General features: G+C 53.1%; 21 protein-coding genes and 1 tRNA gene. 7 read left to right on the top strand and 15 right to left on the bottom strand.

Features of this window, described 5'->3' with window-relative positions:
* Positions 1-27: 27 nt before the first annotated feature.
* Together ACO6S1_RS13895 and ACO6S1_RS13900 are read left to right on the top strand one after the other, a co-directional pair.
* Positions 28-1743: an ATP-binding protein gene (locus ACO6S1_RS13895; RefSeq protein ID WP_422343232.1), complete on the top strand. Its 1716-nt coding sequence runs from the start codon at positions 28-30 to the stop codon at positions 1741-1743.
* A gap of 130 nt (positions 1744-1873) precedes the next feature.
* Positions 1874-2311: a hypothetical protein gene (locus ACO6S1_RS13900; RefSeq protein WP_422343233.1), complete on the top strand. Its 438-nt coding sequence runs from the start codon at positions 1874-1876 to the stop codon at positions 2309-2311.
* 417 nt (positions 2312-2728) lie between these two features.
* On the opposite strand, the gene ACO6S1_RS13905 is transcribed toward ACO6S1_RS13900, so the two are convergent.
* The 8 genes from ACO6S1_RS13905 to ACO6S1_RS13940 form a co-directional block, all read right to left on the bottom strand.
* Positions 2729-3121: a GxxExxY protein gene (locus tag ACO6S1_RS13905; protein ID WP_422343234.1), complete on the bottom strand. Its 393-nt coding sequence runs from the start codon at positions 3119-3121 to the stop codon at positions 2729-2731.
* Positions 3122-3162: 41 nt separating this feature from the next.
* A complete protein-coding gene (locus tag ACO6S1_RS13910) occupies positions 3163-3780 on the bottom strand; it encodes a class I tRNA ligase family protein (RefSeq protein WP_422343235.1) in 618 nt (205 codons plus the stop codon).
* Positions 3759-6038, bottom strand: coding sequence for a valine--tRNA ligase (locus ACO6S1_RS13915; RefSeq protein WP_422343236.1), 2280 nt, complete (start codon positions 6036-6038; stop codon positions 3759-3761). The genes ACO6S1_RS13910 and ACO6S1_RS13915 overlap by 22 nt, the downstream gene beginning before the upstream one ends.
* Positions 6039-6069: 31 nt before the next feature.
* Positions 6070-6741, bottom strand: a complete 672-nt coding sequence (locus ACO6S1_RS13920; RefSeq protein ID WP_422343237.1) for an enoyl-CoA hydratase/isomerase family protein — start codon at positions 6739-6741, stop codon at positions 6070-6072.
* On the bottom strand, positions 6738-8831 hold the full coding sequence (locus tag ACO6S1_RS13925) for a prolyl oligopeptidase family serine peptidase (protein WP_422343238.1): 2094 nt from the start codon (positions 8829-8831) through the stop codon (positions 6738-6740). Before ACO6S1_RS13925 ends, ACO6S1_RS13920 begins: the two co-directional genes overlap by 4 nt.
* A gap of 55 nt (positions 8832-8886) precedes the next feature.
* Positions 8887-9456 (bottom strand): DUF2497 domain-containing protein, encoded by a 570-nt coding sequence (locus ACO6S1_RS13930; RefSeq protein ID WP_422343239.1) that lies wholly within the window; start codon positions 9454-9456, stop codon positions 8887-8889.
* 90 nt (positions 9457-9546) lie between these two features.
* Positions 9547-11010 carry a TolC family outer membrane protein gene (locus ACO6S1_RS13935; protein WP_422343240.1) on the bottom strand — a complete coding sequence of 488 codons (1464 nt, stop codon included), beginning with the start codon at positions 11008-11010 and terminating at the stop codon, positions 9547-9549.
* A 42-nt stretch (positions 11011-11052) separates the two neighbouring features.
* Entirely contained in the window at positions 11053-11730 is a 678-nt protein-coding gene (locus ACO6S1_RS13940; protein ID WP_422343241.1) for a protein-L-isoaspartate O-methyltransferase family protein, read from the bottom strand.
* A gap of 202 nt (positions 11731-11932) precedes the next feature.
* Between ACO6S1_RS13940 and ACO6S1_RS13945 the strand changes: the two genes are divergently transcribed.
* Positions 11933-12006: transfer RNA gene (locus tag ACO6S1_RS13945), tRNA-Cys, on the top strand.
* Between the two features lie 52 nt (positions 12007-12058).
* On the opposite strand, the gene ACO6S1_RS13950 is transcribed toward ACO6S1_RS13945, so the two are convergent.
* Positions 12059-13480, bottom strand: coding sequence for a helix-turn-helix domain-containing protein (locus ACO6S1_RS13950; protein ID WP_422343242.1), 1422 nt, complete (start codon positions 13478-13480; stop codon positions 12059-12061).
* 198 nt (positions 13481-13678) lie between these two features.
* Between ACO6S1_RS13950 and ACO6S1_RS13955 the strand changes: the two genes are divergently transcribed.
* Positions 13679-15271, top strand: a complete 1593-nt coding sequence (locus ACO6S1_RS13955) for an isocitrate lyase (RefSeq protein ID WP_422343243.1) — start codon at positions 13679-13681, stop codon at positions 15269-15271.
* A gap of 74 nt (positions 15272-15345) precedes the next feature.
* Here ACO6S1_RS13955 and ACO6S1_RS13960 read toward each other — a convergent pair whose 3' ends face one another.
* The 6 genes from ACO6S1_RS13960 to ACO6S1_RS13985 form a co-directional block, all read right to left on the bottom strand.
* On the bottom strand, positions 15346-16278 hold the full coding sequence (locus ACO6S1_RS13960) for a hypothetical protein (protein WP_422343244.1): 933 nt from the start codon (positions 16276-16278) through the stop codon (positions 15346-15348).
* Entirely contained in the window at positions 16251-17171 is a 921-nt protein-coding gene (locus ACO6S1_RS13965; protein ID WP_422343245.1) for a tetratricopeptide repeat protein, read from the bottom strand. Before ACO6S1_RS13965 ends, ACO6S1_RS13960 begins: the two co-directional genes overlap by 28 nt.
* A 143-nt stretch (positions 17172-17314) precedes the next feature.
* Complete coding sequence (locus ACO6S1_RS13970) at positions 17315-18139, bottom strand: matrixin family metalloprotease (protein ID WP_422343246.1); 825 nt, start codon at positions 18137-18139, stop codon at positions 17315-17317.
* A gap of 100 nt (positions 18140-18239) precedes the next feature.
* Positions 18240-18569 (bottom strand): hypothetical protein, encoded by a 330-nt coding sequence (locus ACO6S1_RS13975; RefSeq protein ID WP_422343247.1) that lies wholly within the window; start codon positions 18567-18569, stop codon positions 18240-18242.
* 118 nt (positions 18570-18687) lie between these two features.
* On the bottom strand, positions 18688-18969 hold the full coding sequence (locus ACO6S1_RS13980) for a hypothetical protein (protein WP_108809672.1): 282 nt from the start codon (positions 18967-18969) through the stop codon (positions 18688-18690).
* Between the two features lie 254 nt (positions 18970-19223).
* On the bottom strand, positions 19224-19769 hold the full coding sequence (locus tag ACO6S1_RS13985; RefSeq protein WP_422343248.1) for a DsrE family protein: 546 nt from the start codon (positions 19767-19769) through the stop codon (positions 19224-19226).
* A gap of 151 nt (positions 19770-19920) precedes the next feature.
* On the opposite strand from ACO6S1_RS13985, the gene ACO6S1_RS13990 reads away from it, so the two are divergent.
* The 3 genes from ACO6S1_RS13990 to ACO6S1_RS14000 are packed head-to-tail and all read left to right on the top strand — an operon-like array spanning position 19921 to position 22488.
* Positions 19921-21354: a cytochrome ubiquinol oxidase subunit I gene (locus tag ACO6S1_RS13990; protein ID WP_422343249.1), complete on the top strand. Its 1434-nt coding sequence runs from the start codon at positions 19921-19923 to the stop codon at positions 21352-21354.
* A 4-nt stretch (positions 21355-21358) separates the two neighbouring features.
* On the top strand, positions 21359-22354 hold the full coding sequence (cydB, locus tag ACO6S1_RS13995; RefSeq protein WP_422343250.1) for a cytochrome d ubiquinol oxidase subunit II: 996 nt from the start codon (positions 21359-21361) through the stop codon (positions 22352-22354).
* Entirely contained in the window at positions 22354-22488 is a 135-nt protein-coding gene (locus ACO6S1_RS14000) for a DUF2474 domain-containing protein (protein WP_422343251.1), read from the top strand. The genes cydB and ACO6S1_RS14000 overlap by 1 nt, the downstream gene beginning before the upstream one ends.

The following is a 22488-nucleotide window of genomic DNA, read 5'->3' on the forward strand; positions in this document are numbered from 1 at the left end:
AGTTCAACAATACAGGATTGTGCCTTCATGTCGGATATGGGTTCTCATAATTTTCCTGCGGCTCGCCCGCTTCCACAGGCTGATGAGGAAGATGTGGCACCAGCGGTGGCGACGCATGCACCATCCCCGACCCCGAAGCGGTCCGAGGGACACAAGATTGGTGAGGTTATCGAGATTGCCGGATCAGGATCGCGCATCGTTATGGATGCTGCTGTTCTTACCAGCTTGGGCGATCATCCCGACAAGACAATAACAATGGCAGGTCAGGTCGGTAGCCAGGTAAAAATCCGTGTTGGCCAAACCTGGTTGCTCGCCAATATCCGCACGCAAAAGCTTTATGAAGGGCAAAGCGGACTTATCATCGCCGAAATCGACTTTCTCGGTGAGGGCGATGAAGAACGGCTGACCGGACATATCTATAACTTCCGTCGTGGTGTGACCCGTTATCCGGTTCCCGGATCTATTGTCTATGCGGTCACGACGGCGGACCTGAAGCAAGTCTACGCATCCGATGGTCGCGCCAATGTCGAAATTGGCACGGTCTATCCCACCGACGATATTCGCGGTGCGCTTTATGTGGATTCGATGCTCGGCAAGCACTTCGCGCTGCTCGGTTCAACCGGTACCGGTAAATCGACATCGGCTGCACTGATTCTGCACAAGATTTGTGATATCGCTCCGGAAGGTCACATCCTGATGATCGACCCCCACGGGGAATATTCCGCAGCGTTCAAAACCAACGGCCGGCTGTTTGATGTGAACAACCTCAACCTGCCATATTGGTTGATGAACTTTCGCGAACATTGTGAAGTATTCGTGCAATCGACCGGTGACGCCAAGCAAATGGATTGTGATATCCTGGCAAAATGTCTGCTGGCTGCCAAAGCCAAGAGTCAGGCAGCGCAGGGTGTTGCCAAACTGACCGTTGATAGCCCGGTTCCTTATCTGCTTTCTGATCTTACCAATATCATTCAGAATGAAATGGGTAAGCTGGACAAATCCACCAATACCGCGCCTTTCATGCGGCTGAAGACCAAGATTGACGAGATCAAGGCCGATCCCCGCTATAGCTTCATGTTCTCGGGCATGTTGGTTGGCGACACTATGGCCGATTTCCTGTCAAAGATTTTCCGTCTGCCTGCGGATGGCAAGCCGATTTCAATCATTGATGTATCGGCGGTACCATCAGAGATCACACCGACCGTGGTGGCCGTCTTGAGCCGGCTGGTTTTCGACTATTCGATCTGGGCCAAAAATGAGCCGCAGCGACCGATCCTTTTGGTTTGCGAAGAGGCTCACCGTTATATTCCCAATGACGATATTGCTGGTGAAAGCAGTGTCCGCGATATTCTCAGCCGGATCGCCAAGGAAGGCCGTAAATATGGCGTTTCGCTGGGCCTGATTACGCAGCGTCCATCGGATTTGGCCGAGGGCGTGCTGTCACAATGCGGTACCATTCTTTCCATGCGTCTGAACAACGATCGTGACCAAGCCTTTGTCAAAGCGGCCATGCCAGAGGGTGCGCGCGGTTTCCTCGATTCCATTCCCGCCCTCAGAAACCGTGAGATTATCTGTTGCGGCGAGGGTGTTGCCATTCCGATCCGCGTATCGCTCGATACACTCGCGGAAGAAAAACGTCCGGCGTCCGAAGATCCGCTCTTCTCCGAACTTTGGCGTGATCAGGGCGGTGAAGACGAAATTATCCAGCGGGTTATCAAGCGCTGGAGAAGCCAGGGTCGCTAAATCAAAATCTGACTTTTGTCTTTGTTCATAGGTTGTTGGTCGAACAGCAATAGCACAGCCATGCTGTTCGATTACATCTGTAGTCAATAGACTGGGCATGATGCCTGGTCCGATTGGATGGAGAACAGAGATGACCAATGGAAAATTTACGGGAGCAATTGCGGGACTGGCGGTCATAGCCATGGCATCGATAATCCCGCCCGCCGCCGGCAATGCGCATGATGGTGAGCATAAGTTCGACAAAAAATGGAGCAAAGACTTGGCCAAGAAGATTGAGGCCAGGGTCGCCAACGGCATGGCTAAAGGTGCAATAGGCATGGAAAAAGGCGCAGAAAAAATGCTGCGCGGTGCCGACAAGATGGAAGCCTATGCCGACCGACTGGAAAGTGACGCAGCCTTTCGTGAGGCGGAAGCTGCCAAACGGAACAAGTGGAACGAAGGGAATATGACGGCGGACGAGCTGTTGAAGCAAGCCCCTGAGTTTCGCCGCGGGGCTGCCGAAATGCGCGAGGGCGCAGCGGAAATGCGCAGAGCCGCAGAAAAAATGCGGCGCGGCGATACAAACTAGAAATTTCCTGCCAAAGCTCTTCCCTCCAGGGGAGAGAATGATTTCACCTTGGATTTTCTAGAACCGAGTTGTGGATTGATTTCACGCAAAGGGCGCTAGGATTTTGAAGAGGTTAGCGAAGGAGTTTGCAGTTGGTTATCAGGGATTAAGGTAAGCGGTCGTTTTTCGCTGCGCGATTGAAACTTTGTAGCGACATGACATCGTCCAAATCCAAACACACGGCGATAGCCGTATCAATCACACGCCTGGCTAACCCTTTCAAATCAAACACTTAGCTGCCCTCTTTAGAATCTTAGCGTTCTTCGCGTGAAACTACTGCTCCTACCTGCGAGAATGACTCTACGGATGGGTTTCACGCAAAGCGCGCTAAGATTTTGAAAAAGTTAGCGAAAGATCTTGAGATTGATGGTTAGCGGATCAGGGCAGGCGGTAGTTGTTCGCTACGCGTTTGAGTCCTTCTTTCAAGGTGATGCCGCCGAAATTGATAAGTAGACCCAATGGCAGCTTCATGAGTCGCAGATAGGTTAGAGTCTGGCGGGTGTGAATAGGAGAAAGCCGTTCCACGGCTTTAATTTCCAGCAGCAATCTGTCCTGCACAAATATGTCTGCACGAAATGCGTCGGGAAAATCCAAACCGTCAATCCGCGTACCAACCGGCATCTGCCGGTCAACCTTCAGGCCTTGCTTGCGCAATCGGTTAGCAAGAACCTGCTCATAAACCGATTCCAGCAAGCCCGGCCCCAAATCAATATGAACCCCCATAGCCACATCAATGACCCGGCTGGCGATATCCTCAAGATCGACTTCCAAACTGCCCTCTTAAAAATCTTGGCGCTCTTCGCGTGAAATCATCACCCCAAACGGGCAAGCGCGGCTTGCAAACGTTCGGCCTCCGCACTTTTGTCGGCCAGATCGGCGCGGGCTTTTTCGACCGCTTCCGGTTTCGCTTTCTCGACAAAATTGGCGTTGCCGAGACGGCCTTCAAGCGACTTGGCTTCCTTGGACACGGCTTCCAGCGCTTTGTTCAGTCGCGCTTTTTCCGCATCAATGTCTATCGCGCCAGCCAATGGCAGGACATAGGTTGCGCCATCGATAACGATTTGTGCGGTCGCGCCCTCAGGGGCTGGGTCGAAGGAGAAACTCTCCAAACGACCTACACGATCCAGAGCCGAAGACTGCCGCGCAATGCGTTTTTGCAAGGCTTCATCGCCATCGCGCACATGGGCGGTCATCTTGGTCCCCGGCGCGATGTTGAGTTCGACCTTAGCCGTACGGGTTGCCGAGATCAGGCGGATGAGCCAGTCGACTTCTGCCTTCGCGTCAGCATCAATTTCCGCTTTCGGCTCCGGCCATTTCGCGACGATCAGGTCATAGTTCCGACCACCGGTTTCGGAAGCCATGCTGTGCCACAATTCTTCGGTGATGAACGGCATGAACGGGTGCAGCATCACAATGATCTGGTCGAGCACCCAACCGGCAACGGCGCGGGTTTCGTCAACCTCCCTCTCCCCTTCAGGGGAGAGGGCCGGGGAGAGGGGGGTATCGGAAGCGTCGTGAGACTCCCCCTCTCCCAACCCTCTCCCCTGAAGGGAGAGGGCTTTTCAGCCTGACTTAGAATCGGCTTGATCAGCTCCAGATACCAGTCGCAGAACCGGTCCCAGGTGAAATGATAAATCGTGTTGGCCGCCGCATCAAAGCGCAGATCACCCAGCGCCTTGTCGAGTGCAGCGAGCGTTTCGGTCACCTCGGAAATGATCCAGCGGTTGACGGGCAGCTTGGCCTCTGGTGCGCGCAGAGTCTTGCTCGCGCCAATGCCGTTCACTTCACAGAAGCGCGAGGCGTTCCAGAGCTTGGTCGCAAAGTTGCGATAGCCTTCAACCCGCTTGTCATCCATCTTGATATCGCGGCCCTGGCTTTCCATTGCCGCCATGAAGAAACGCAGCGCATCCGCGCCATATTGATCAATCAGGCCGAGCGGATCCACCACATTGCCCTTGGACTTGGACATTTTCGAGCCGTCTTCGGCCCGCACCAGCCCGTGGAGATAGAGCCGCTTCCAAGGCACATCCTTCATAAACTGGATGCCCTGCAAGCCGGGACGAGGAACCATCCTCTCCCTCTCCCCTTCAGGGGAGAGGGCCGGGGAGAGGGGGGTATCGGAAGCATCGTGAGACTCCCCCTCTCCCAACCCTCTCCCCTGAAGGGGAGAGGGCTTTTCTGGCACCATATCTTCCGGCCAACCTAGGGTACCAAAGGGCCAAAGGGCAGAGGAGAACCATGTGTCGAGCACATCGGGATCGCGGGTAAGCGCGACACCTTCGCCGGCCTGTTTCTGCGCGGCGGCTTCATCTTCCGCGACATAGATTTTGCCAGCATCGTCAAACCAGGCCGGTATCCTGTGTCCCCACCAAAGCTGGCGCGACACGCACCAGGGCTGGATATTTTCCATCCAGTTGAACCAGGTCTTTTCCCAGGTCTTGGGAACAATCTCGATGCTGCCATCGCGCACGGCTTTAATCGCAGGCTGTGCCAGCGCCTCGGCATCGACATACCATTGATCGGTAAGCCACGGTTCAATAACTACGCCGCCGCGATCACCAAAAGGTGTCGCAATGGTACGCGGTTCGGCATCATGTTCTTGCGTCTCGCCGTCCTTGTTCTTGGTCACATGCGGGATCAGGCAACCGAGTTCCTTCATCCGCTGCACCACCAGTTCGCGCGCGCCGCTCATACCTTCTATCTTAAACCGGTGGAGGCCGATAAATTCTTCCGGAATCAGCCCGTCAGCGCTTTGGCAAACATTTGCTTCACCATCCAGCATATTGAGCATCTCGCTCGCCGCAAACCCGGCGCGTTTTCCGACCTCGAAATCGTTGAAGTCATGACCCGGCGTGATCTTCACCGCACCGCTGCCCAGTTCCGGATCGGCATGTTCGTCCGCTACAATCTTGAAACGGCGTCCGGTAATCGGTTGCTCAATCTCTTTGCCGATGACGCTTTGATAGCGCTCGTCACTCGGGTGAACGGCGACAGCCATATCGGCGAGCATCGTTTCGGGCCGGGTGGTGGCGACTTCGATGTAATCCTGACCGTTATCGAGCGTCACGCCATCAGCCAGCGGATATTTGAAATGCCAGAAGCTGCCTTTTGTATCGACAGTCTCAACTTCCAGATCGGAAATCGCGGTTTTCAAAGCCGGGTCCCAGTTCACCAATCGCTTGTCGCGATAGATCAGGCCGTCATTATAAAGATCGACAAACACCTTGAGCACGGCTGCGTTCATGCCATCGTCCATGGTGAAGCGCTCGTTGGACCAGTCCATTGAACAGCCGAGACGGCGCAGCTGTCCGGTGATCGCGCCGCCGGATTCCTCTTTCCATTCCCAGACTTTTTCGACAAATTCTTCGCGCGTATAGTTGGTGCGCTTGTCCTGCCGCTCCTCCATCTGCCGCTCGACAACCATCTGGGTCGCAATGCCCGCATGGTCCATGCCGACAACCCAAAGCGCATCCTTGCCCTTCAGCCGTTCGTGGCGGATGATGATATCCTGGAGTGTATTGTCGAGCGCGTGACCAATGTGCAAACTTCCGGTGACATTGGGCGGCGGATTGACGATCGTAAACGGCTCCGCATCGCCGCGTTCAGGGCGAAACTGTCCGGATTTTTCCCAATGTGCATACCAGCGTGCTTCAATGGCCGCCGGGTCGAAATTTTTATCTAATGTCATGCGCTGCCTTTGCCAGCGCTTGCGCCGTTATTCAACCGTGCAAAATTGCATCTATCTCCGCATTGGCTTTGGCGCGCAATTGGCGTTTGCAGGCGGCAAATCCGGGCTGTGCATTGAGTTCCTGCGCCTTTGCCACTGACTTTTCGATCAAATCGCCGGGCATCAGGGTCGCTTCGACCAATCCGGCGCCAATGGCTTCATTGGGTTTCAGCAACATGCTCGACAGCGCCAACCGCCGCCGCCACGATGGTTCCAGCCAATGGTCCAATATCGCTTGCGGGACGGGCGGGAAGGGCAAGCCAGCCTTGGCCTCGGGCAGGCCGATTTTGTAGTTGCCAGAGGCAGCGTAGATCCAGTCGGCGCACAGCATCATGATCCCGCCAGCACCAATCGCATTGCCATTGACCGCGCATACCAACGCGCAGGGCAGGCGGTGTAGCGATGCGGCATAGGCGTTAATGGCCGCAATCGCTTGCTCTTGGCCCGCTTCATCTAGGGCTGCCGCGATCTTGGTGTCCATGCCGCAGGTGAAATGTTCGCCCGCTCCCGTGAGCACAACGCCACCTTTGGGTTTGTCCTGCGTGAACTTCCGGAACACTTCCGTGCCCTCGTTGAGTAACTCGGTCGATAACGTATTGCGCGGCGCATTGGTGAGGGTGACGATGACGGTGTCGCCGTCCGTTTCAGTGGGAAAAAAGCTCATTCGCTTTCAGCCTCCTTTGTCCATCGGGCCATCCAGTCGAACACCGTATTGTGCCACTGGACGCTATTCTTACCCTTTAACACCCAGTGATTTTCATCAGGGAAAATCAATAGTTTGGAAGGGATGTTTCGTTCCTGTGCATAGGTGAAAGGCATCAGCGACTGGGTATAGGGAATGCGGAAATCCTTCTCACCGTGGATGAACAGGGTTGGTGTTTTCCATTTGTCGATATGCTGGATTGGGTTCCATTTCTCCGGATCGGGCCGCTCCCACCAGGGACCGCCATGATCCCATTGATCGAACCACAGCTCTTCAGTCGAGAATGCAAAGCTGCGGAGGTCAAATATGCCCGCATGGTTGATGATACAGTCAAACTGGTCCGGCCATTGGCCAGCTATCCAGTTCATCATATAGCCGCCATAGCTGGCGCCCAAGGCGCAGGAACGCTCCCCGTCAATCTGCTTGTCGATTTTCAGGGCGGCTTCATGGCCCAGTTTCAGGTCCTCGAGCGGTTTGCCGCCCCAGTCCTGATTGATGCTGTCCATAAATTCCTGCCCATATCCCGCCGAGCCATGGAAATCGATGGTCACCACAGCATAGCCTTGCGAGGCCATTACCTTGGGATTCCAACGGGTTGACCAGCTATCGCCAAAGCTGCCCTGCGGTCCGCCATGGACCAGAAACGCCATCGGCAGCTTGCCCTTCGCCCCTTCCGGCTTGATAATCTGCCCCCAAACCTTCGTGCCTTCCGCACCCTTGAAATTAAACCGTTCCACGGTAACTTCGTCAATCTCCGCCAATGCATTGCCATTGATATTGGTAAGCTGCGTCACCGTTCCATCAACAGCCCGGCGGTAGATATCATCAGGGGCTTGCAAGCTCTTCTTGGTGAAGATCATCGACCCGTCTTTCAGCGGTGTGATATTGCCGACACTGCCTTTTCCCGTCAAACGTTCGACCTTGCCATTGTCTATATCAACACGAAAGGCGGCATAGTCGAGGACTTCAGAAGCAGTGACGATCAGCGCTTTGCTGTCCGGTGTCCATGTGATGGAACTGACCGAGCGATCCCAGTCGCCAGTGAGCACACGCGGTTCCTTCTGGTCTTTGCTGAGCAATTTGACGACCATGCGATCGCTTTCATATCCAGGACGCTCCATCGCGGCCCAGGCCAGCCATTGGTCGTCTGGAGAGAAGGCGGGTAGGTTATCGGTCGCCCGACCGTTGCCCGGTATGGTTTTGGGTTCGGGGTCACTGAGACCCACGCCGTAAATGTTCAAATCTGTTGACTTGGGTTCGTTGCGGTCCGCTTTGCGAAGGGTGAAGGCCAATTCGCTTCCGCTTGGTGACCAGGAAATTTCTTCGCCACCGCCAAAAGGTTTAGTCGGGCTATCACCGACTAGGTCACCGTCGAGCGCGTTTCCTTGTCCGGCTAACTTCCCATCTTGTATATCGAAGGCAAATATCCGGCTATAGTTGCCTGGCGTTTCCCAACTTGACCAGTGTCTTACAAAAAGTTCATCATATTCGCGGCCTGTGCCGGGACCGGGCAACGCACGATTACCGTCTCCGCCATCGGCTTCATCACAGCCAAATGTCGGGCAATTTTTTGATATGTCTCCCCAGATTGCAACTTTGTCGCCTTTGGGAGATAACTTGAATCCCGCTATATCAGCTTTGAGGTTGCTGGCTTGAACCGATCCTCCGGTCGCGCCTTGTTCAGTAATGTCGATGAACCAGAGTTGCTCCGATTCACTGGCGTCAGACAAGAAATATAGCCGCTTTCCGTCAGCCGAGAAGGCAGGGCTATGTTCGCTGGCTCCAGCTTTGTCCGCGATGCGCACCGGTGCAATGCTGTTCTTTGTAAGATCGAGCATGTACAACGCTGTCGAACGCTCATAACTTTCGGGGTTGGTCTCGGTTACGGCAAAGGCCGTCCATTTTTCATTGGGGGAGACTGCGACGCTGCCAACACGTTTCAGCGTTGCCAGATCCTGAGCGTTCATCGGGCGAGCAGAAGCTATAGAGGTGAAAAGTAGCGGGGCTGTCATCAACAGGGCGATGCATGATGCTTTGGATATCTTTTTCATGACGTAAGCTTAGCATGCCTGACCGCCTTAGCAATTGGGATTAGCGCTTGTCAGATTACTTTTCGCTTAGCCGCTGAATCTCCCGTGCCACCATTTCTTCCACCAACTTTGGCAAGTTGGCATCCAGCCATTCTTTAAGCATCGGCCGCATTAGATCACGTGTCATATCTTCCAGCGAAGTGCCATTGGTTGGTTTCGACGGAGCTGGCGTGCCGGAACCCTCCATGGCAACAAGTGCGGACAGTGATTGTCGCATGGCATCAAGTTTTTGATCGTTGATGAGTCTCTCTTCCTTGCGCCGATCACCAAATACCCCGTGCGCGGATGAAGGGGCATTGTCTTTCACTTCGTTAGTGAGCTCCAGTACGCCATCATCATTGTCCTTTACAGCGACAGGTTTTTTCTTCGGAACTTCGCGCTTTGCGGTAATATTCTTGGGGAGTGGCGCAATTGGCGTGACATTGTCCGCAACCGTCTTCTTCTGCAAAGCTCTGTCTTCAGTAGCAGAAGCTTCGTCTTTTTTTGCTACTTGCCGATGAGGCTCAATGGCTTTGTCTTCCGCGATGATTCTTTTGATCGAGGACAGGATCTCTTCCATTGAGGATTCTTTATTTTGTTCCGCCATTTGCAAAGCCCCTAGCTTAAAGCACCTACGCCAAAATCAATCTTAGCCCATTAACCACATTGTCGGCAACCATTTGCCCGTAATTGGTTCTTATTTACGTTCATTTACCTCTGGAAGAGGTTCAATGTCTGCAGTTTGGGCGGGGACGTCGACAGTGCGGGTCGCCTTTGCTTCAGGATTTGGGTCGGACTGAAAGTCATAAAACTGATCTTTGACTCGCTCATAATTAACTTGAGGATCGTATAGCGGCCCTCCATCAAGTCCCAGATCACGCGCTTCTGCACGGCCCATTGCGGCCAAAAGCGTAAAGCCTGCAACGTAGCTGTTCCGCCTCGCCGTAACCAATTGGACCTGCGCATTGAGCAGTTCCTGCTCAGCATTCAATATGTCGAGGATGGTACGATTGCCGACACTGTTTTCAGCACGCACACCTTCAAGGGAAAGCGCGCTTGCAGCCACAGCTCGTTCGGATGATTCTATCACGCGCTCTGAAGCCCTCCAACTAGAGTAAGCAGCGCGTGTTTGCGATATAATCGCACGTTCGGTAGCAATAATCTGTTCGTAGGCCTGACCGGAGCGTGCCTGTGCTTGTCTTACTTGAGCCGCAGGGCGCCCGCCCTGATAAATTGGAACCGTCAATCGCACACCGGCTTCGGCATTTGATTGCCCCTGGTCCACATCCGCGCCAGGACTGGTTCTACCGAGAGTATTCAGGAAGTTAATATATGTGCCCTGTATGTAGGCTGAAACCGTTGGTTTAACTGCCCCACGTGCGGTTTTAATGTCGAGTTGTGATGCGACACTACGTTCTTTGGCCGCCAGCAAGTCAGGGTTAAACTGTAATGCAATATCGACTGCTTCATCAGGCGTTTTGGGCAGATTAGGCAGTGGCGGTGGTGGTTGCAGTTCACCTGGCGCCTGTCCGACAAGGGCAATGTAATTCTCTTTGCTGGCGATGAGATTGGCTCGCGCCGACTCCAGTTCGCCTTTCGCGATCTCCAGTCGTGATTCCGACTGAGCCACGTCTGTGCGGGTTAAATCTCCAATCTCAAAGCGATCACTGGTTGCTTCGAGATTGACTGCAAGAACACCCACGTTTGCGCGGTTAAGTTTCACGACCGCCTCATCGCGCATCACGTCCATATATGCGGCAACGACGTTACTAAATAGGCTCGCCTCGGTTCCGCGCAAATCATATTGGCCTGCAGCAACCCGGGTTTTGGCTGCCCGAACCGCATTTTTGACTCGGCCCCCCGAGTAAATCGGTACATTGACATCACCGGAAGCGGTAACCCGCCGTAGGGGCGCCGTAAAGCTGATTGCGTTGCGAAGAAAATCTTCTTGGAAGCCGAATTGCGACCCCGAACTAGGTCTGCCATCAGCTTTGGCAATGGCCACATTTTCGTCCTCGGCCCGCTGTCCGGCTTGTGCTCCGGATAATGTCGGGTTGGTTTTATAGGCTGCAACAAATGCATCACGTAGAGTGTCGGCATGCGCTGGCGAAGAGATGGTCGCAATGGCGACGGCGCTCAGCAACAGATTGCGCTTACTCATTGAAAAACTCTCCCAGGAAATTTGTGCAGGAACACCCGCATATTAGAAACTAAAATTCTTGGCTTGGTCAAAGCCGGGCAGGGTAGTGCCCCCACAATCTGCAAAATATTGATAACCGATCGTATCGCCCGCTTTGTAACCAATTGCCAATCGCGATACACCCTTGTCCATGATTGCGGCAACGAGGCGCCCCGCAGGCGCCAATTGCGCAACGAGTGTGGCAGGAACCGAATCCACTATTCCGTCAATGATAATTGCAGAATAGGGCGCGTTTTGGCCAAAACCTGCGGAATGCTCTGCTTTTTCAACCTGTACAGTCTCATATTGGCTAAGATTGGCCTTTGCCTTGGCGGCGAGTTTGGCAGACTGCTCCACGGCAGTAACCGAACCTACCAATTGTGCCAGCACGGCAGCGGTATAGCCAGTAGCTGCCCCGATTAGGAGCACATTGTCATCCTCGGTTAGCTCCGCAACATTCAACAAACGTCCGGTCGCAAGTGGGGCGTTTAGAGCGCGGCCTTCACCAACGGTTACGCCACGATCAGAATAAGCCACATTGCGTAAAGCAGCGGGGACAAAATCTTCCCTGGCAACATGGCTCATTGCGGCGATGACTTTGGGATCACTGACATCGGTAGTCCGCAGCTGACTAACCACCATTGCTTTACGCATTGCTTTGAAATTTTCGTGACCCACTATACCACCCTTGATATGTTTCAATATTGCCTATGCCATCTCTGTATTATGAAGGCAATACACTGTGATTGTTTTTCATGCGCTTCTAGCCGCACTTATCGACGCCGCCAAGACGGATTTCAGGGATTTTTCGATGATAGCGACTTTTCTGTGACATAATGTCGGGGTTACACTAATAAGTTTGGGTTGACATTAGCGTCAAAGAAAAGCAATTGCGCCCCTCTCCGGCCCGATGGCGGAGTGGTGACGCAGCGGATTGCAAATCCGTGTACGCCGGTTCGATTCCGGCTCGGGCCTCCAGCTATTTTTCAAGTGCTGGAATATTTGTTCGGAGAATTTCTTTGCCAGCAGTTTAACCGTGGGAAAATCCGAAGGGCGTATTGGCCTGACGGTAATCGTCCGATAAAATCTGACGACCAATGGGTGGAGCGGATCGCGCGCGACATTTTGTCCGGTGACACAGGCGACAAGTCACTCCGATCGGCGTTGCATTCTCCGGACTGACGTCGGGGCGATCGCGTGTATAAATCAAGCGATCAGCATGTTCCGCCGCGCAACCCAGCGCAATTGCACGTTCAACACGCTGTGCGCCAAATGCGCCGCCTCCGGCTGTCACCGTTCGGGCGATCGAAAAGAAGCGCTCCCCATCTGGCAATTCCAGCCACTGGGAAATCACTTGTCGCGGAGAACGAAAAGCATGATGCACTGACCACAAGGGACATGCGCCGCCATGACGCGCAAAAGGAAATCCTGCTCCGTCCAGGCGTTTGGAAACATTTCCAGCAGGATCCACGCGAATGAAGAAGAACGGTACGCGTTCCTGACCGGGCTTTTGTAAGGTCGTCAGGCGATGAGCCGTTTGCTCGAAGCTGGTACCGAACTGGCGAGCGAGCGCTTCGACATCATAGTGGCGTGTTTCGACCGCTTTGGCGAAGGCAGAATATGGCATTAATATCGCGGCAGCGGCATAGCTGGTTAGCGCCCGTTTGGTCAGACGTTCGCCGCTTTCGGTGGCAAAGCTGCCATCTTGGAGCACGGATTCAATTTCGGTGGTAAGTTCCAGATAGGACAGTTGCAGGGCTAGCTGAAACATCTGGCTGGCATTGTCGAGTTGGTCATCAATCAAGATCTGACGCCGGTGACGGTCAAGCCGCCGTGTTGCACCCATCATGACATCGGAAGGCAGTCTGCGGACCTGTAGTCCATGTTTTTCTTTGAGATGAGCAATCATGCTTCCCTGATCATTGACCGATTCTGCAAGGCGTTCGGCGGCATCATCAAGGTTTGAAAAGCTGTTGCGCCTCGCGGCAAGAAATCGGCGGGCCTGCGCAACGGGATCAGCGGCATCAGGATCGACGCTTCCGCCATCTGCTCTTGGACGTGTATCCTTGTCTGCCAAAGCCAATTGTTCTTCGCGATAGGCAGTGTAAAGTCGCAACATCGCCTCGGTGTAACCCGGATAGCTGGTAGCCACATCAGCGGTATCGAGTTGCGGAAAGTCTATATCCGCGAACATGGGGTCTTTCAGTACTGCCTCTAACCGCGCGGTATATTCCTCGCCGCCATCACCGGCCAGTTCGGCCATATCGATCTTGTAAGTTCGTGCGAGGCGCAGCAGCATATCGGCGGTAAAGGGGCGCTGATTGCGCTCCAGCAAGGCAACATAAGAGGCCGAGATTTCAAGGTCGGCAGCCATGTCGGCCTGTGTTAGGCCGAGATCGCGGCGGAGCCTTTTTAGGCGCGGACCCATATAGACGGGGCGTTCACTGGACATGATGGACTCTATGCATTCATTCGACTCGCGCTGCTTGTAAGGTTCTTACAACTATACAACAATATTTTGTAAAGCGTTACAGTTAAACTTCACAACGCTTCGAACCCAGCTCTGCGCAGCGTAAGAAGCGGCAAGGCTTTCGTAAAAGACGAGTCGCAAACTCAGCTTAAATTGCCGAACTTTTAAAGGAGCATGACAATGTCATATCAAGATCATATCAATCAGACGAACGCGCTGATCCAAAAACAAAACGGAACATGGGATGGTATTGATTCCGAAGCCGTGGCGCGGATGCGTTTGCAGAACCGGTTTCACACTGGCCTCGATATCGCCAAATATACCGCTGCTATCATGCGCGAAGATATGGCGGCCTATGATGCTGATCCTGCCAATTATACCCAATCATTAGGTTGCTGGCATGGTTTTATCGGACAGCAGAAGATGATTTCCATCAAGAAGCATTTCGGCAGCACAAAGCGTCGTTATCTCTACCTGTCCGGTTGGATGGTAGCTGCCCTAAGATCTGAATTTGGTCCGTTGCCCGATCAATCGATGCACGAGAAAACATCCGTGCCTGCGCTGATCGAAGAACTTTATACCTTCTTGCGTCAGGCTGATGCCCGCGAACTGGGCGGCATGTTCCGCGAGATTGATGCGGCCCGTGAAAGCGGTGACATGGTCACTGAAAAGCGCTTGTTGAATGAAGTAGAAAATCACCAGACCCATGTTGTGCCCATCATCGCGGACATCGACGCTGGTTTTGGTAATGCGGAAGCAACATATTTGCTTGCCAAGAAGATGATCGAAGCTGGTGCCTGCGCGCTGCAAATCGAAAATCAAGTGTCTGACGAAAAGCAATGTGGTCACCAGGACGGCAAGGTTACCGTGCCGCACGAAGACTTTCTCGCAAAGGTTCGGGCTTGTCGTTATGCGTTTCTCGAGCTTGGCGTGGACGACGGCATCATCGTTACTCGCACCGACTCTTTGGGTGCCGGCCTGACCAAGCAGATTGCGGTTAGCAATGAGCCTGGCGATCTTGGCGACCAATATAACAGCTTCCTTGATTGCGAAGAAATCGATCCGGCAACCGCCCAAAATGGCGATGTTATCCTGAACCGGGACGGCAAATTGATGCGTCCGAAGCGGCTGCCAAGCAATCTCTTCCAGTTCCGCGAAGGAACCGGCGAAGATCGCTGTGTGCTCGATTGCATTACCTCGCTGCAACATGGCGCTGATCTGCTCTGGATCGAAACCGAGAAACCGCATGTTGAACAGATTGCCGGCATGGTTGACCGGATCCGCGAAGTTATGCCCAACGCAAAGCTGGTTTATAACAACTCGCCATCGTTCAACTGGACGCTGAACTTCCGTCAACAGGTGTATGATGCGTGGGCAGCGGAGGGCAAGGATGTCACCGCTTATGATCGCGCGAACCTGATGAGCGTGGAATATGATGCGACCGAACTGGCTGTTGATGCCGATGAGCGTATCCGGACCTTCCAGGCCGATGGCGCGAAACGGGCGGGTATATTCCACCACCTCATCACATTGCCGACCTATCACACGGCAGCACTGTCGACCGATAACCTGGCCAAGGAATATTTCGGTGAGCAAGGGATGCTGGGCTACGTTCTCAACGTTCAGCGTCAGGAAATTCGCCAGGGCATTGCCTGTGTGAAGCACCAGAACATGGCCGGTTCCGACATTGGTGATGATCACAAGGAATATTTCGCTGGCGATGCGGCCCTGAAAGCAGGCGGTGCCGACAACACAATGAACCAGTTCGGATAATCTTCAGATTACAGATAGGACAAAACGGCCCGGGGATCGAATTTCCGGGCCGTTTTTCTTTGCAACATGATCGGCTAGCTTGGTGTTTGGTTAAGCGCTGCTTTCAGCACATCAGGGTTATACAGCGACAGATGTTGCCTGTCGCTGATCCGTTTTCGGGTCTTTCGGTAACTGTCTTTCCATCGAATCAAGGCCTGGGTGAAGTTAGCGTTGTCCTCGATTTTCTGCACTTTGCCCAATTGCTGACTGGCTGAAACAAGCGCATTGCGTTCTTTCGCAAGGGCTTTTCCCTCATAGCGTTCATGGATCAAGCCGAGCCGGTGGCGTGCGGAAGCAAGCAATAAGCGTGCAAGCTTCGAGTCGTCCTTTTGCCGTGCTTCTTTGGCAGCAAGTACAGCCTGATCCACCGCCACCAATTGGCTTTCAACAGTTAACGCAATGCGCGTATTGGCGGGGGCTGCTGTTAAAGATCGCACATAATAGGAGAGGGCGGCCAGAACAGATGGCGTTGGTTCCTGTCCGTTAAACTCCTCCACAATCAGGTCGCGGATAAACTTTTCAAGCTCCCGACTATCGGTAGCGCGAGAGACTTTTTCCGGCACTGTAAGATCAGGGATCTTCACCGGATCGAAAACCGCATTGCCGCGGTGGGAACTGAAGAAGCTGCTGGTGACATCCGCCGTGCCAGGTTTCCCCGACAGGTTGGGAAACTGGAAAGCGGGATTGTCGCGACCATTTTCATGACAACTGGCGCAGGACAAGCCTGCTTTGGCCGCCTGGCCGCCAAGCAGTGTCGGGGTATGAAACAAGGCTTCCCCAGTCAACATCTGCTGATCCTCGACCGCTGCAAGCCGCTGCGGTTGGGTGGTTAACGCAACAAGATGTTGATCAGGATCAAGCCATGCCATCGCGGCAATAAGCGGCCGATCAGCGGCATGTACTCCCGCTGCGCAGAATAAACCGAACGTCGCGCTATATGTTAGGAGGCGGATGCTTCGCCGATCCACCGGCGCAGTTCCTCTGCTTCATAGCATCCAAAACTGCACAGACGTTCCAGTCTCGCGAGTTTCTTTTTCGCTCCGACAAGATCGCCGCGTTCCACCATCAGCTCACCATAATATTCAGTGGCTCCGCGATGATCGGGCGCAACGGCCAATGCTGTCTGGTAATATTGCTCGGCTGTATCGAAATTTTTGAGCTTGCGATTGGCAAATCCCAGATAGGTCAAAATGTCGGGATGTGGACCAAAAGTCATTGATGCCAGTTTCAGCTCCGCAATTGCGGCCTCATATTTCTTTTCGTTGATCAGTGCGACTGCCCCCATATAGGCCAGATCACCATTTCCTTCACTGGCAAACCCCATCATGTCCTCAGGGTGATAGCTGGCAGAATCGCTGCCGTTCATAGCCGCTTTGACTTTGGTAATTGCTTTGGTCAGTTTGTCCTTGTCCGCACAGCCGTCGCCACAAGCGCTATCTTTGGCGGTCAATTTATTGAGTGAAGCGGTTGCTTTGTCGGTCATGTCTAGCTTGTGATAGGTGATCGCCAGATCGCGATGTGCTTCGATCAGATTGCCATCATATTTAACTGCCTTCTCCAATGGTTTGCGCGCCTTTTTGTAGTCGCCTTGTCCGATATAGCTGACACCTAGCAGATATTGTCCGCTGGCATTGCGCGGCGCCACGCTGAGCGAGCGTTTGAACGATCTGATTGCGTTTTTATGGTCTTTTGCCTTGAGGGCTGCGACTCCCTTTTGATATTCGACCGAAGCGTCATATTTCGGGGCGCTACTGCTGGGAGCTGAGCCGCTACCACCACCACCGGCGGCTATAGCCATTCCTGGATTGAGGGCGAGCGTGCTTGCTGCTCCCATGATCACTACTGATTTGAAAATATCCATCTGACTTCCTTTTGCTGCGATTACCCTAATAGCATAATCGTAGTGGAAACATGAAATTTGTCAGATTTTCGGTTGTTACGGCAATATCGATAAAGCGTTTTTAATTCAGGTCAGAAGGCAAGGACTCAATGATATAGTCGTGATTATGCGCAATCTGTCGAGGTCGTTGCGCTGGGCGGGCCATAGAGTGACTGGCATCCGGCAATATCATCCGGTGCCAGAAAACGCTGTGGACCTGAATAGCTTGGGAACATCAAGGCTCCCCGCTGGCGGCTGTGGGCTAGGCCAATGGCATGACCGAATTCATGGGCAGCAACCGTCAGAAAATCTATGCCCTGATTATTTCCGAGACTGGTTGTCCAGTTTTCATCATCATCGAAATGGGTGTCGCCGGCCAAGGGGCCTCCATTGGGCGGTGGGAAATAGGCATGGGCCAGAACGCCTGATGATCCATCAAATGGACTTTCATCACCATGCTCGCCGACTGCAAATTCGATATCCATATCGACTTCATCGCTATCGGGTGCAAAAGCAAAGCGTAGATCGCACTGTTCGGCCCAAAGGGAGAAGGCGCTGGCTACATCTCTTGCCGTTTCGGCTTCGGTAAGCTTCGATGAAAAGCGATTGAATTTGTAGGTCAAATTCGATTTTTCCCAGCGGCTTACAGTAGAAAACGCGCTACCAGCAGGAAGAATGTCAACAAATCCACATCGCGGTTTTGCCATTTCGCAGAGGGTCGCTTCGTCGATAACGCCGGAAACCGGCAGGCCGAAGCAACATTGGTAGAGCCGGACAGCTTTCTCCGTGGCTTCATCAAATTCGCCATCATGAAGGGTTCCGAAGCGATCCTGCAAATACCCATAATGTCTTAAGTAAGATTGGATGTCATGAATTTGCTCCCCTGACATCCCGCCCGAGGTCAGCATATCATCGAGTGGTATTTGGGAGAAATTCGGGGGTGTCGTCACTGATCTTTCCTCTTCATTAAAGAGTGTTAATCCTGTTCGCCCACCCCCGAATTGCGCCCGGGCATCTGATGCGACCCAATGCCCGGACTAGTTTCAAATTCTATTCAGATGTCGTCGACTCGCTTTCGGTTGAAGCCGAATCTTCCATATTGTCTGTTGTTAGGTCGTCTTCGACAGCTGGTGGGATCGCTTCTTCGGCTTCTGGTAACATTTCATCCGCCGGAGCTGCACCACCTTCCAAGCCACCGTCCGCAGGAGGAGTTTGATCCAAGGGGTCTGTATCTACCGGTGCTTCCATTGGCGCGGTATCCATACCCGAACCATCTTCCATGCCATCAGCGGCTGGATCATCTGCCGGCGGGGCGTCGCAAGCAGCCAGCGCAAAAATCGCTGGTGTTAGAATCAAAGCCGGTTTCAATAGATTTTTCATGAGCTCTCTTCCTTTGTCAGAGATAGATGGCGGCCAACCAAACAGGGAGGGAGGATTGTTTGAATTGGCCGCACACGTTAGGCGTAGCTTAAGGCAGGTTGGGCCTTATATGCTTCGACTATTTAGGATCTGGTGCGCCGTCACCATCTTGGTCAAATGCATCAGGGGCACCATCGCCATCGGTATCCCAGCTGTCCGGTTTACCGTCGCCACGTTGGTCCCATGCATCCATCGTTCCGTCTCCATCTGTGTCGATGGTCGCAGGTGCCGCCTCAGGGGCCGGTGCCGCTTCCGCTGCACCTTCTTCTGGTGCTTCAGCACCGGCATCTTGTGCAAAACTAGGGGCGGCGATTAGTGTGGCAGCACCAAAGGCAGCTGCGATCATTGGTAGTTTTTTCATTTACTCAACTCCATTGTTATCCCCCTGCCTAATTGAAAAATGGTGGTTATCGGGAGACATTCCAGAAGTTAGCGGCAAGCGGAACAGCCTGCACGGTCAAGTGAAAAATGGCTGAAATTCGTCGGAAATGTGGTGCAATCTGACCCAGGTTGTTCAAAATGCAACTCTAGCGAATCAAGACTATATTGATTTTCGGAAAAGTTCAGCAGCTTCAGCATTACCCGGTTTTTTGACATTCTGGTAAGGGCGCGGTCCTAGAATGGATTGAGCGAGTAACCTTGTTGCTGCAATAAAGCGTGAGCGGTCATAGCCGAAAGATCCATTTTTACGCCGGGCAACAAATCCGATTTTGCAATTTTATGTGCGGCTGCGCTTTGGCCGCATAGACGAAACTCGACGCCGTGTTCTTGCAAGCTGGCGATGGCAATCGCACTGCCGTTGGTCGCTCCATCATTGCGGGCACTATATATAGCGTCTCGGGTAAGATCATGTGATGCGCCGCCATGGACAACAATCGCGAGCTTGATATTTTCCGCAGGCAATCCAGCGGCCACATGCATGTTGATAAAGCGTGCGGCACTCTCAATCGCGCGGTTCAGTTCGCCGGGTTCGGCCTTTTTTGCAACATCAAAGGCAATCTTGAACTGCGTGTCCTTAGCAAGCGTCACATCAGATTGAACCTCAGCGACAGGTCCATACTTTTCAAAAACGGGGCCGGTCTTGAATCCCTCCAATTGAGCCCATGCCGGATTTGCGATTGCTATGGCTGCAACAAATAGTGTCGACTTTAGGATGTTCATATCGGTACCCGGCTTTTTGCTAATGGTTGCATGACATGCAACTGTAACGTGCTAGTTATCAAGTGTTGCAGCATTGTGAAAGAGCGATGTGATCATTATTTAGCAGCCACACATTTGAATTTCGATCCACCCAAAAAGGGGACAATCGACGATGTTTGATCAGTTTGACGCTGTGTTGTTGGCCCGCATACAATTTGCATTCACGGTTAGCTTTCATTTCATATTTCCTGCCTTCTCAATAGGGTTGGCAAGTTATCTGGCTGTGCTGGAAGGTCTGTGGCTTAAAACGGGCAAACAAATCTACATGGATTTGTTCAGATACTGGATAAAGATTTTTGCTGTGACCTTTGCCATGGGCGTCGTCTCTGGCATTGTCATGTCCTACCAGTTTGGCACAAACTGGGCCGTTTTCTCTGATAAGGCTGGACCTGTAATTGGGCCGCTTATGGCATATGAGGTGCTGACAGCCTTTTTCCTCGAGGCCGGATTTTTAGGTGTCATGCTGTTTGGTATGAACAAGGTGGGCAAGAAGCTGCACTTCACTGCTACACTGATGGTTGCGATCGGCACGTTTATTTCTGCTTTCTGGATATTGAGCGTGAACAGCTGGATGCAGACGCCAACCGGTCATGAAATTGCAGCCAATGGCCAATTTGTTCCTGGCGATAGCTGGTGGGATATCGTCTTTAATCCTAGTTTCCCCTACCGGTTATTCCACACTTTGATGGCGACATATCTGACAACCGCTTTTGTTGTTGGCGGGGTTGGTGCTTGGCATTTGCTCAAGGACAAGGCCAACGCCCATGCGCGCAAGATGTTCTCGATGGCCATGTGGATGGCGGCATTGGTTGCACCGATTCAGATTTTTGCCGGTGACTTGCATGGGCTCAATACGTTGGAGCATCAGCCGGCCAAGGTAATGGCGATGGAAGGTCATTATGACAGCCATCCAGATGGCGCGCCGCTGATCCTGTTCGGGATCCCAAACAGCGACGAAAAGCGCGTAGATTATAAGATTGAGATACCCAAACTCTCATCACTGATCCTAAAACATGATTTAAATGCGCCTTTGGATGGACTGGATACCATTCCTGATGCCGACGAGCCGCCGGTGGGTATGGTATTCTGGTCGTTCCGGATCATGGTCGGAATTGGTTTTGCCATGCTCGGCATGGGTCTATGGAGCCTTTTCGCCCGATACCGCAAAAAGCTTTATGATTGGTCAGTGTTGCACAAGGCCGCACTCATCATGGCTCCGTCGGGATTTGTTGCCGTGATCGCCGGATGGATTACAACGGAGGTTGGGCGTCAACCTTACACAGTCTATGGATTATTGCGCACAGCCGACAGCGTGTCACCCCTGGCGGCGCCTGCGGTGGCAGCTTCACTGATCGCGTTCATCATCGTCTATTTCTTCGTCTTTGGCGTGGGCACCTGGTACATTATGCGCTTGATGAGCAAGACTCCGCAGGTTGGAGAGAAAGGCGTAAAATCAACCGAGACCGGCCCTGTACGAACTGCCGGAATAACGCCCGGCCCAGCGCAGCAAAATGTCCAGGCAATCGAAACGAAAACAGCGGAGTAGGGTTATGGATTTAACTGTCATCTGGGCCTTCATTATAGCTTTTGCCGTCTTTGCCTACGTCGTGATGGACGGATTTGATCTCGGCATCGGTATATTGTTTCCAGCATTTAAAGTGGGCGAAGCGCGCGATCAGGCGATGAATAGCATAGCGCCGGTTTGGGACGGTAACGAGACGTGGCTGGTATTGGGCGGCGGAGGTTTGCTGGCTGCGTTTCCACTAGCTTACGCCATTATCTTGCCTGCCACCTATCCTTTGATCATCGTCATGCTTCTGGGTTTGGTGTTTCGCGGGGTCGCATTCGAATTTCGTTGGCGCGACCCTGACCATCGCGCCTTTTGGGACTTTGCCTTTACCGGCGGCTCTTTTCTTGCGGCCTTTTCCCAAGGCATGATTTTGGGCGCGTTGTTGCAGGGAATTGAGGTGGCTGATCGAGCCTATGCAGGAAGCTGGTTCGACTGGTTCACACCTTACACTTTGCTGACGGGTGTCGGAACGGTGGCTGGCTATGCGCTCCTGGGTGCAACATGGCTCATTTGGAAAACGGAAAATGACGCACAGGATACGGCTTACCGTCTGGCAAAACCAGCCGCCTTTGCAACACTTGCTCTGATGGCTGCCGTCAGTCTGTATACGCCTTTTCTCGACGGACAATATTGGACGCGCTGGTTTGAAATGCCCAACATTCTGTTCGCCGCGCAAGTGCCATTGCTGGTCATGATCCTGACTTACTTTCTATTTAGAGGATTGTACAAAAAACAGGAAGCTGCGCCCTTTTTGATTTCATTGGGACTATTTTTTCTTGGCATGGCCGGCCTGGGTATTTCGATGTTCCCCTATATCGTTCCTGATCAGATAACGATCTGGGATGCAGCGGTGCCCGAGAGCAGCCAGATATTCATGCTGGTCGGGGTGGCGATCACTGTGCCACTAATCCTGGTTTACACTGGCTGGGCCTATTGGGTTTTCCGCGGCAAGGTGGGGAACGAGGGTTATCACTAGTGTCCCCCAGAGACAATGAGACAGCCGATGACGCGCCGCTATGGAAGCGATTGGCATGGATGGCCGCGATTTGGGCTATGAGTATATCGGTCTTGGGCGCGGTCGCCTATATCCTTCGTCTTTGGATAAGGTGA

This window comes from Parasphingorhabdus sp., from assembly GCF_965233695.1.
Taxonomy (GTDB): Bacteria; Pseudomonadota; Alphaproteobacteria; order Sphingomonadales; family Sphingomonadaceae; genus Parasphingorhabdus.

Excerpts from the sequence above, each read along its gene's own strand:
- ACO6S1_RS13895 (WP_422343232.1), top strand. The coding sequence starts at position 28 with ATGTCGGATATGGGTTCTCATAATTTTCCTGCGGCTCGCCCGCTTCCA.
- ACO6S1_RS13900 (WP_422343233.1), top strand. The coding sequence starts at position 1,874 with ATGACCAATGGAAAATTTACGGGAGCAATTGCGGGACTGGCGGTCATA.
- ACO6S1_RS13915 (WP_422343236.1), bottom strand. The coding sequence starts at position 6,038 with ATGACATTAGATAAAAATTTCGACCCGGCGGCCATTGAAGCACGCTGG.
- ACO6S1_RS13920 (WP_422343237.1), bottom strand. The coding sequence starts at position 6,741 with ATGAGCTTTTTTCCCACTGAAACGGACGGCGACACCGTCATCGTCACC.
- ACO6S1_RS13925 (WP_422343238.1), bottom strand. The coding sequence starts at position 8,831 with ATGAAAAAGATATCCAAAGCATCATGCATCGCCCTGTTGATGACAGCC.
- ACO6S1_RS13930 (WP_422343239.1), bottom strand. The coding sequence starts at position 9,456 with ATGGCGGAACAAAATAAAGAATCCTCAATGGAAGAGATCCTGTCCTCG.
- ACO6S1_RS13935 (WP_422343240.1), bottom strand. The coding sequence starts at position 11,010 with ATGAGTAAGCGCAATCTGTTGCTGAGCGCCGTCGCCATTGCGACCATC.
- ACO6S1_RS13950 (WP_422343242.1), bottom strand. The coding sequence starts at position 13,480 with ATGTCCAGTGAACGCCCCGTCTATATGGGTCCGCGCCTAAAAAGGCTC.
- ACO6S1_RS13955 (WP_422343243.1), top strand. The coding sequence starts at position 13,679 with ATGTCATATCAAGATCATATCAATCAGACGAACGCGCTGATCCAAAAA.
- ACO6S1_RS13965 (WP_422343245.1), bottom strand. The coding sequence starts at position 17,171 with ATGGATATTTTCAAATCAGTAGTGATCATGGGAGCAGCAAGCACGCTC.
- ACO6S1_RS13975 (WP_422343247.1), bottom strand. The coding sequence starts at position 18,569 with ATGAAAAATCTATTGAAACCGGCTTTGATTCTAACACCAGCGATTTTT.
- ACO6S1_RS13980 (WP_108809672.1), bottom strand. The coding sequence starts at position 18,969 with ATGAAAAAACTACCAATGATCGCAGCTGCCTTTGGTGCTGCCACACTA.
- ACO6S1_RS13985 (WP_422343248.1), bottom strand. The coding sequence starts at position 19,769 with ATGAACATCCTAAAGTCGACACTATTTGTTGCAGCCATAGCAATCGCA.
- ACO6S1_RS13990 (WP_422343249.1), top strand. The coding sequence starts at position 19,921 with ATGTTTGATCAGTTTGACGCTGTGTTGTTGGCCCGCATACAATTTGCA.
- cydB (WP_422343250.1), top strand. The coding sequence starts at position 21,359 with ATGGATTTAACTGTCATCTGGGCCTTCATTATAGCTTTTGCCGTCTTT.